Annotated in this window: 5 protein-coding genes and 1 rRNA gene; 3 read left to right on the top strand and 3 right to left on the bottom strand. The window is 42.8% G+C overall.

Going from position 1 to position 3,626, the window contains the following annotated elements; translation table 11 throughout:
- The 3 genes from rrf to C6P11_RS08870 form a co-directional block, all read left to right on the top strand.
- A 5S ribosomal RNA gene (gene rrf / locus C6P11_RS08880) occupies positions 1-109 on the top strand; the annotation flags it as partial.
- 92 nt (positions 110-201) lie between these two features.
- A complete protein-coding gene (locus C6P11_RS08875; RefSeq protein ID WP_003610885.1) occupies positions 202-807 on the top strand; it encodes a TrmH family RNA methyltransferase in 606 nt (201 codons plus the stop codon).
- Positions 808-894: 87 nt separating this feature from the next.
- Positions 895-1,371 (top strand): ASCH domain-containing protein, encoded by a 477-nt coding sequence (locus C6P11_RS08870; protein ID WP_135520429.1) that lies wholly within the window; start codon positions 895-897, stop codon positions 1,369-1,371.
- 47 nt (positions 1,372-1,418) lie between these two features.
- On the opposite strand, the gene C6P11_RS08865 is transcribed toward C6P11_RS08870, so the two are convergent.
- The 3 genes from C6P11_RS08865 to C6P11_RS08855 form a co-directional block, all read right to left on the bottom strand.
- A complete protein-coding gene (locus C6P11_RS08865) occupies positions 1,419-2,048 on the bottom strand; it encodes a GyrI-like domain-containing protein (RefSeq protein WP_135520427.1) in 630 nt (209 codons plus the stop codon).
- Positions 2,049-2,052: 4 nt separating this feature from the next.
- Positions 2,053-2,913: an alpha/beta hydrolase gene (locus C6P11_RS08860; RefSeq protein ID WP_135520425.1), complete on the bottom strand. Its 861-nt coding sequence runs from the start codon at positions 2,911-2,913 to the stop codon at positions 2,053-2,055.
- Positions 2,914-3,019: 106 nt separating this feature from the next.
- On the bottom strand, positions 3,020-3,406 hold the full coding sequence (locus tag C6P11_RS08855; protein ID WP_135520423.1) for a hypothetical protein: 387 nt from the start codon (positions 3,404-3,406) through the stop codon (positions 3,020-3,022).
- Positions 3,407-3,626 lie beyond the last annotated feature (220 nt).

Here is a 3,626-nt window from a genome sequence, read left to right as displayed (position 1 = left end):
TGATGGCATTGAGGTCACACCTGTTCCCATACCGAACACAGAAGTTAAGCTCAATAGCGCCGAAAGTAGTTGGAGGATCGCTTCCTGCGAGGATAGGACATCGCGATGCAACGTGAACCGTACCAGATATGGTGCGGTTTTCTTTTTGTACATAAAAATGATAAGCTAGATTTACATATAAATTAAGAAGAGAAGAAAAACATGAGTAAGATTGATTTGAAAAATGCCATTGATTATCGTAACTTGGGTGATGATTTTAAAGGCATGACCAACGATGATATTATGCAGGCCTTGGATCAACGTCGTGGTTATATGATTACTGCACTTCAAAACTTGACCCACGATTTCAATAAAGCGACAGCAGTACGTAACCACAACGCATTTTCTGGTCGTGAAATCGTCTTTTTGAACCCAGAAAATCCAATGGATCCTGAAAATGAAGAGGGTGCAAAGAAGTGGAATAAGACGGGGGCAGTTGGTGCGCAACACTACGAGCACATTAAGCACCGTAAGATTACGGACTATCAAGCCTTGTTTGACGAATGGCACGCAGAGGGATATACGATTTATGCTGTTGATAACACACCAGGTTATGAACTACATAATGTCTTCGAGACGGAATTCCCTGAGAAGAGTGTTTTCTTGTTTGGTGAGGAACAAATTGGCTTGGCCGATGAATTGATTCAAGCCGCGGATAAAATGATTTATATTCCACAGACCGGATCAGTGCGCTCACTTAATGTGTCAGTGGCGCACGGTATCATTGCAGCGCTTTATACTGCACAACACCCAGTACCTGAAAACTAACCCATATAAAGGTGTCGATTGTTGAAGTCGGCACTTTTTTAGTATCTTTGATAGACTTATTCGTAGATACTAAATATGGGGGACGTTATGAAACCAGCAGAAGAAGCGTATTGGAATCAATTCAAGGAAGAACACAACCTACCAAATGCAGTATTTGGCAGCGCTTGGTCGTTTGGTACGTCACCAAGCCAAGCGGATGAACTCGCACAACTGACACTTGCCGGAGAAAAGACTGCGACAGCCAGTGCATATGAGTTGTATCAATTAGAAGGGGAACAAATCCCAACAGCTAATTCTTGTTACGATATTCTATTGGATGGGAGTGGCAATCCAGTAGCTGTGCTATGCACAAAGGAAGTATCTGTGGTGCCTTATCATCAAGTAGGCAGTGACCATGCCTATGCAGAAGGTGAAGGCGATAAGTCACTTGAAACTTGGCGTCGCACGCACGGAGAATTTTTCCAACGTGAATTTGCGGAAGTCGGTGAAATTGTCGATTTCAGTCGTTTGCACGTTGTATTGGAAAAATTTGAAGTTGTTTATGCGTTGCCATTAGCAGCTTAACTATGAAATAAAAAAAGTGATCACAGGCGTAATGCTGTGATCACTTTTTATTTTGGGGTCACCTCAACTTCCAATACCGTCTTTAAACGGTCTGGGGCGATACGTCGGGCGTCGTTTAGATAGTATTCAGTATGGTTCTGAGAAGTACGAACCAGCTGATGCTCGTTTAGAAACATCTCAATGTGATCAAATGATATTTGCTCGTCGTCATAAGGGCCAACGTGTAACATTTGAACCACGCGTTTCTCAGGTAACGTGATAATATCAACTTTATCAATCAGCTTAGATTTGCCCGCTGCTTTGGCGTCTAAAAGCATCTTTTCAGCAAGTGCGATGGGCACAAAGTCTGGAATCAGCATGCGTAGTCTAAATACAAAGTCGTCTTTGGTCCAGGCCCCTCGATCAACAGCGACGCGACTGATTGTCCAATCGCCTAGTAGAGGCGGGACTGTGTAATCAGTATAGATGCCATGAAGAGATGAGTCTGCTTTCTTGAAGGCCATCTTGGTCGGATACGCGACACTGTATAAGGCTGCAATGTAATCAGGAAACAATGCATCGTTGGGATTGCCTGTGCCGTGAATTTCAAAATAAGAATGGCTAGGGACCACGACTTGCTTAGGACGCTTGGTTGAATTGAACTCAACCGCGGCCATTTTCTTAAAATCGTATTTCATAAGATTAACCCATAATAAAATCGTAAATCTGATTCTTAGCGGCCAAGTTACGCGTCAGTGGCCAAATTGGATAGGCGTGTGGTAACCCAGTGCCTTCGATATAGGTCACACTGTCAGCGAACTTTTTGGCGAAAATGCGGTTATCTGGATTCGTTAAGTCACGCGTACCACTGATTAAAAGAATCTTTTGGTGATCAAAGTTACCGTTGATAGGTGAGACGATCGGTTCAACGATATCGTGTGAACCACGGATGGCTTCTATCAAGTCAGGCATGGCGTTTAATGACAAAACGGGATCGTGTTTTGCGGCGCCTTCAATATCCGGATTAGCTAGTGTCATATCAACCATTGGACTGATGGCAACAATGCGCTTGATAGGGAATGCCTCCATTAGTTGGACATAACCAAGCGCAATCTGAGCACCGGCGGAATCACCAACCAAGACAATGTCACAATCATCGTAAGTGTGACGTAAACGCCAAATGGCTTGATGCACACGTTCGTAAATTTCATCCAGTGTTGCATGTGGTACTAGTGGGTAATCCAACATAGCACATGGGATATTTGTATTACGTACTAAATCACCAATGAAATGCCAGTGGTAGGCAGTTATTGGTTCGATAAAGCCACCGCCATGTAAGTACAACATGATGGTAGTGGGTTTGTGTAGATTAAAATCCTTAGGGACTAGAATCTCCATGTACTCTTCGGATACAACTTCGAATTCATGACGCAATTTCGTACTAGGTTCAGCGGCTGTGGCAGGCTTACTTGCTAACTCTTCCCACAGTTCCTTACCAGAAAGTTGCCAGACGTGATTAAGCCCAAGAATACGGCTACCAAATACAAAAAGTTGACGATACATAGACTTTCCTCCTTTCGAGTGAGTTCTCAGTATCGCTATTGTAGCAATTGGACATGATGAAATTGCGTAAAAAAATACCCCAGTAAGTGAATACTGGGGTAGAAGACTATAGTAGTAATTCGAATTCAAGGTTATTGTATTGGTCACGTTCGCGGATTTGACGGTAACCAAACTCTTGTTCCTCACGAACAAGTAGATCAGTGTGCCAAGTAATCTTGTCAGCGAAGTTCGCAAACATCTCTTCCTTAAGTTGGTTCACTAGGGATAGGAACTTGGTAGCTTCGTCAGCGGTCATTGATGCGTATAGGCGCTCGTCGTTACCGTACTTCTTTGAGTTACGCTTCAACATGACGTTCATCACTTGACGTGTGTAGGCAGGGTTGCGGTTCAAACGGACGCTAACGTTAATGTGGTTGTAGTGGAAGTCACGGCTGTATTGTAGCAACATTGCTAGAAACTCAGCAGCATCCACCTTTTCGGGGTTGTTTGCCATGTATTTTTGATTCCTTAATCTGTTTTATTACTGTCTACTAGTATAGCACGACTTAAAATTGAACTGAGAAAATGTTTCTGTTGAACAAAGGGGTTGCACTGATTTAATAAAAGGGGTAATATATTCAAGTTGTCTTTTGAAGAAAGCAACGCCAAAAAGATGTTCAACAAAGTTGTTGACATTTAGTAAAACGTTCTGTATTATATATTAAGTCGTCTCA

It is taken from the genome of Weissella confusa (assembly GCF_004766315.1).
Lineage (GTDB): Bacteria > Bacillota > Bacilli > Lactobacillales > Lactobacillaceae > Weissella > Weissella confusa_A.
The sequence above is the reverse complement of the archived record's forward strand: the minus strand, read 5'-3'. Positions and strand labels throughout refer to the sequence as shown.

Coding starts and splice junctions, on each gene's coding strand:
- C6P11_RS08875 (WP_003610885.1), top strand. CDS start 202: ATGAGTAAGATTGATTTGAAAAATGCCATTGATTATCGTAACTTGGGT.
- C6P11_RS08870 (WP_135520429.1), top strand. CDS start 895: ATGAAACCAGCAGAAGAAGCGTATTGGAATCAATTCAAGGAAGAACAC.
- C6P11_RS08865 (WP_135520427.1), bottom strand. CDS start 2,048: ATGAAATACGATTTTAAGAAAATGGCCGCGGTTGAGTTCAATTCAACC.
- C6P11_RS08860 (WP_135520425.1), bottom strand. CDS start 2,913: ATGTATCGTCAACTTTTTGTATTTGGTAGCCGTATTCTTGGGCTTAAT.
- C6P11_RS08855 (WP_135520423.1), bottom strand. CDS start 3,406: ATGGCAAACAACCCCGAAAAGGTGGATGCTGCTGAGTTTCTAGCAATG.